Origin of the sequence: Actinophytocola sp. (genome assembly GCF_035942955.1) — a bacterium.
Lineage (GTDB): Bacteria > Actinomycetota > Actinomycetes > Mycobacteriales > Pseudonocardiaceae > DASYTH01.
In genome coordinates this window covers 1-4,770 of the sequence record NZ_DASZCQ010000345.1, presented here as the reverse complement: position 1 = coordinate 4,770, position 4,770 = coordinate 1, and the positions used below count along the sequence as shown (strand labels likewise).

The window sequence follows — 4,770 nt, the reverse complement described above, 5'->3', positions numbered from 1 at the left end:
GCGCGCGGCGCACCCGTCGTTCCGCACGCGTCCTGCGCGACAGCCGGTCCTGATCGTCGAGAAGGCGACCACTCCGCCATCCGCCGGTCGGCAACGGCAACCCGACGTGATCTTGCGTTGGGAAAGGAGTGCCACATCGCTGTTCTGCCGGGGCTAGGAGTCCCTCCTCAGGGTCGTCGGCGCTCCGGCGCGATGAATGCGCCGGCCAGCAAGGTTTGGTGCTCGGTTAAGCCAAGTCAGGGGCGGCCGATGCGGGCGGCGCATCTGCTGACCTGGATCGTGGTGCTGAGCTGTGACCGCCGCGGCGCGCGGCGCGGCCACAGCGTTGCTACCGTGAGCGGTTCCGTACACGGGGGCTGTTGGCCGGGGCGGCTCTAGCGGGTGGCGAGCTGTTATTCCGTGTCGTCGGCGCTTTCCGGGGCGGTGCCGGGGAGGGTGTCGAAGGACTCGGGGTCGATGCGGGTGACGGCGCCGGTGCTGACGTCGTTGAGCATGTTCATGAGGCCGGCGATCACGGCACGGGTGAAGTGTTCGCGGTGTTCTTGGCCGAGGGTTTGGGTTTGGCCGCGGACTTCGAACAGGACGGTGCCGGTGCCGTTGAGGGCGAAGGAGCAGCGGGCCTGGCCGGGGAGGTCGCGGGTGGGGGCGTGAGGGTAGCGGGCGGCGATGAAGCCGCGGTCGGTCATGCCGTTGAAGGCGCTGATGGCGAGTTGGCGGGACTCGTCCTTGGTGTAGACGTCGGCGTAGGGAGCGTATTTCTGGCCGGGTTCGAAGAATACGTCTGGTAGCGGCGGGTAGTCGACGGCGACGTCGAGCAGGCGGTTGGTGCCCTCCTGGCGGACGCACGCGCCCTGGTGGTGCAGGTCGACGTAGACGTCGGGCACCCGGCCGCGCTCGGCGCGCAGGTCGAGGTAGACGTCGCGGAGGGCCTGCGCCTCTGGCGTGAGGTACCAGCCGGGCTGGGCGGAGGTGCCGGGGATGTCCTCGGGTCGGGGGACGTAGTCCAGCTCGGGATGGAAGTCCCGGTTGACGTCGAAGCCGGGCCGGGTGCGGTAGTCGTCGCCCTGCTGCTGGCCGTCGATGTAGTTCCACGCCGGCGGGCGGCCGGCCAGCTGCGGGAACTGCTGCTGGACCTCCGCCCAGCTCTGGTCGTTGCCCCGACGGTCCAGCTCGGCGCCGTCGGCGTTGAGCTTGGGCACGGCGACCAGCGTGACGGTGGCGCGCAGCCGCCTGGCCTCCGGCGACTCGGAGGTGCCGAGGTAGTGCAGGATGCGGAGCAGCGCATCGGTTCCGGTCTTCTCGTTGCCGTGGATCTCGCTGGTGACAAGGAAGATCTTGGCGCCGGTGCCGACCGTGGCGCTCTTGAGGTCCCGGCCGCGGTTGGACTCGCCGATCTTCTCGACGTGGACGCGGCCGCGGCTGATCCGCTCGAGCTTGGCCAGCTCGCGCTGCAGCTCCCGGTAGTCGGTGAACTGGTCGATCGGAAGGTCGCGCGGCTCCTCGCTGCACGGCCGGTCGTGGTCGGCGGGCACGGCGGGCTGCGCGGCCGCGACGGCCGGGGCGGCGCCCACCAGCAACGGAATCCCGAGCAGGGTGGCTAGGACACGACGCATGGCGACTCCCGTGGTCTGAACCTATGGATCCGCAGGGCCAACGCTAGTGAGTCGGCCCGCGGGTGTCGAGGCCGCACCGTCCACAGAGGACTCGGTTACCTAGGGGTTTTCCGGGATGCGGCAATGGGTATTTCCGGAGCGTAGGTCCCCGACACGGGAGGATCTGGCATGGCCACCGACAGTTCGAACCGGTTGTGGCGCATCGCCTGGGTGTTGGTCGCGGTGGTGGTTCTCGCGCTGGGCGCCATCGGCCTGGCCACCCTGGTTCCGAACCTCAACCCGTTCCGCACCGAGGAGATCGACCGCACCCAGCCGGCACTGCTGGAGTCGATCAAGGATCTGAGCCAGTACCACGCCGCGGTCGGGGAGTTCCAGGTGGTCGTCGACCTGGAGAAGGACGTCGCGTTCGTGCCGTCGTTCCTGGCCGGCGAGCGGGCCCTGTTCGTGGCCGCCGGCAGCGTCAACGCGTTCGTGGACTTCTCCGGGCTCACCGGTGACGCGCTGACCGTGTCCGAGGACCGCAAGTCGGTCGAGATCCGGCTGCCCCCGGCGCAGCTCGACAAGCCGAACCTCAACCAGGACCGCAGCTACCTGTTCGCCACCCAGCGCGGCATCTGGAACCGGCTGAGCTCGCTGTTCCAGGCGCCCGACCAACAGCAGTTCTACCAGGTCGCCGAGCAGAAGATCGGCGAGGCGGCGAAGGCCGCCGGCCTGACCAAACGGGCCGAGGACAACACCCGCGCGATGCTGGTCGGGATGATGAGCACGCTCGGCTACCAGGTCACGTTCTCCGCTCCCAACACCTGACGGCCGGGACGCCGTGTGACACTCCGCTCACGCGAGGGTCGGAGTGTCACACGCTGCCGCGTCCAGTAGGGCCCTTGCGCCGGGCATACCCGGTATGCATACTCGGTAGGCATGTCCGTCAGGCACGGCCTTCTGGCCCTTCTCGAGCGCGGCCCGATGTACGGCTACCAGCTGCGGGTGGTGTTCGAAGAGTCCACGGGTGGCACCTGGCCGTTGAACATCGGCCAGGTCTACACCACCCTGTCCCGCCTCGAACGGGACGAGCTCGTCCGCGCGCTGCCGGAGGGTGACGGCGGGCAGCGCCCGTACGAGATCACCGCCGCCGGGCGGGCCGAGCTGGCGGCGTGGTTCACCACCCCGGTCAGCCGCTCCGACCGGCCGCGCGACGAGCTGGCGATCAAGCTCGCGTTCGCGCTGACCACGCCGGGGGTCGACGTGCGGGCGGTGGTGCAGGCCCAGCGCGGCGCGACCATGCGCACCCTGCAGGAGTTCACCCGGCTGAAGGCGCGCTCCGACGAGCCGGCCGACCTGCCATGGCGGCTGGTGCTGGACGCGATGGTGTTCCAGGCCGAGGCCGAGGTGCGCTGGCTGGATCACTGCGAGGCGAGCCTGGTCCGGTACACCCCACCCCCGACCACCGTGCCGCACCTCGAACCGGAGGGGGAGGAGAGCAGGCGATGAGCATTCTCGAGCTGCGCGACGTGCACCGGGTGCACGGCCACGGCGAGACCGCGGTGCATGCCCTGGCCGGCGTGACGCTGACCGTGGCCGCCGGCGAGCTGGTGGCGGTGATGGGACCGTCCGGGTCGGGCAAGTCCACCCTGCTCAACCTGGCCGGCGGCCTGGACCGGCCGAGCCAGGGGGAGGTCGTGGTGGACGGCACGGTGCTGGGGGAGTGCGACCGGCGCACGCTGGCCGCGTTGCGCAGGCGCCGGATCGGCTACGTGTTCCAGGACCTGAACCTGCTGGCCAGCCTCACGGCGGTGGAGAACGTGGCGCTGCCGCTGGAGCTGGACGGCGTCGGGGTGCGCAAGGCGCGCCTGCTCGCCGAGACCGCACTGTCCGAAGTGGACCTGGGTGACCTGGCCGAGCGGTTCCCGGACGAGCTGTCCGGCGGCCAGCAGCAGCGGGTGGCGATCGCCAGGGCGCTCATCGGCGAGCGCCGGCTGGTGCTGGCCGACGAGCCGACCGGGGCGCTGGACTCGCACACCGGCGAGTCCGTGCTGCGCCTACTGAGGTCCAAAGTAGACGGCGGAGCGGCCGGCGTGCTCGTCACCCATGACGCGCGGCACGCCGCATGGGCCGACCGCGTGGTGTTCCTGCGGGACGGCATCATCGTCGACACGTCCGGCCCGCTCGACGAGCCCGACGCGCTGCTCGCGCAGGACGGCGCCCGGTGAGCGGCTGGCGCATCGCGCTGCGGATCGCGTGGCGCGAGGCGAGACGGGCCAAGGGCCGGGCCGCGCTCGTCGCGGCGCTGATCACGCTGCCGGTGGCCGCCCTGTCGTTCGCCGCGGTCAGCTACGACAGCTTCGAGCTCACCCCGGGCGAGCAGGCCGACCGGCTGATGGGCGGCGCCCAGGCCGTGATCACCTGGCCGTACGGCGGGCCGGTCGAGCAGGAGCCCGACCGGCTGTTCGCGTTTCCGGTCGGCGGGACCGGCCCGCCGGCCGAGCCGAGCCTTGACCGGCTGCTCGCGCTGCTGCCCGCCGGCGCCACCGCGATCCCGGATCAGCACGGCGCCCTGACCATGCGCACGGCGGCCGGAACGGGGACCATCAGCGCCCGCACGCTGGACTACACCGACCCGCTGGCCGCCGGGATCCTCCGGCAGCTTTCCGGCCGAGCCCCGGCCGGCGCCGACGAGGTCGTCCTCACGCCGGCCGCGAGCAGCCGGCTCGGCGTCGGGGACGGCGGCGCCATCCACCTCGCCGACGGCAGCCGGACCTTCCGGGTCGTGGGCACCGTCGAGGAACCGGACGAGCTCGAGGCCGGCACGATCGTGGGGCGCCCCGGCGCGCTTCCCCTCGACAGCGGCGGCCCGGCCTGGCTGGTAGCCACCCCGGGCCCGCTGACCTGGGCCGAGGTCAAGCGGCTCAACACCAGCGGGGTGGTTGCGGTGTCCCGGCACGTGCTGGCGAACCCGCCCGGCCCGGCCGAGCGGTACCGGACCAGGGTCACCGAAGCGGGGCTCCCGCCGGGCACGCTGATCCTCGTCGGCGGGCTGGCCCTGCTGGAGGTCATCCTGCTGGCCGGCCCGGCGCTGGCCGTGGGCGCCCGCCGGCGGCGCCGCGATCTCGCCCTGGTCGCCGCGGCCGGGGGCACCCCGGCGCACGTGCGCCGGCTCGTG

General features: G+C 72.1%; 5 protein-coding genes. 4 read left to right on the top strand and 1 reads right to left on the bottom strand.

What is annotated here, in order from left to right; translation table 11 throughout:
- Nucleotides 1–392: 392 nt before the first annotated feature.
- The gene (locus VGX25_RS34460) at nt 393–1,613 is read right to left on the bottom strand and encodes a M14 family zinc carboxypeptidase (protein ID WP_326922174.1); all 1,221 of its coding nucleotides are present in this window, start codon (nt 1,611–1,613) and stop codon (nt 393–395) included.
- Between the two features lie 168 nt (nt 1,614–1,781).
- Here VGX25_RS34460 and VGX25_RS34455 point away from each other — a divergent pair, with 168 nt between their 5' ends.
- The 4 genes from VGX25_RS34455 to VGX25_RS34440 all read left to right on the top strand — a co-directional run.
- Nucleotides 1,782–2,420, top strand: coding sequence for a DUF4230 domain-containing protein (locus VGX25_RS34455; RefSeq protein ID WP_326922173.1), 639 nt, complete (start codon nt 1,782–1,784; stop codon nt 2,418–2,420).
- 111 nt (nt 2,421–2,531) lie between these two features.
- Nucleotides 2,532–3,101, top strand: coding sequence for a PadR family transcriptional regulator (locus tag VGX25_RS34450; protein ID WP_326922172.1), 570 nt, complete (start codon nt 2,532–2,534; stop codon nt 3,099–3,101).
- Entirely contained in the window at nt 3,098–3,820 is a 723-nt protein-coding gene (locus tag VGX25_RS34445) for an ABC transporter ATP-binding protein (protein ID WP_326922171.1), read from the top strand. Before VGX25_RS34450 ends, VGX25_RS34445 begins: the two co-directional genes overlap by 4 nt.
- A partial coding sequence (locus VGX25_RS34440) for a hypothetical protein (protein WP_326922170.1) occupies nt 3,817–4,770 on the top strand: 954 nt, incomplete at its 3' end. The genes VGX25_RS34445 and VGX25_RS34440, both read left to right, overlap by 4 nt.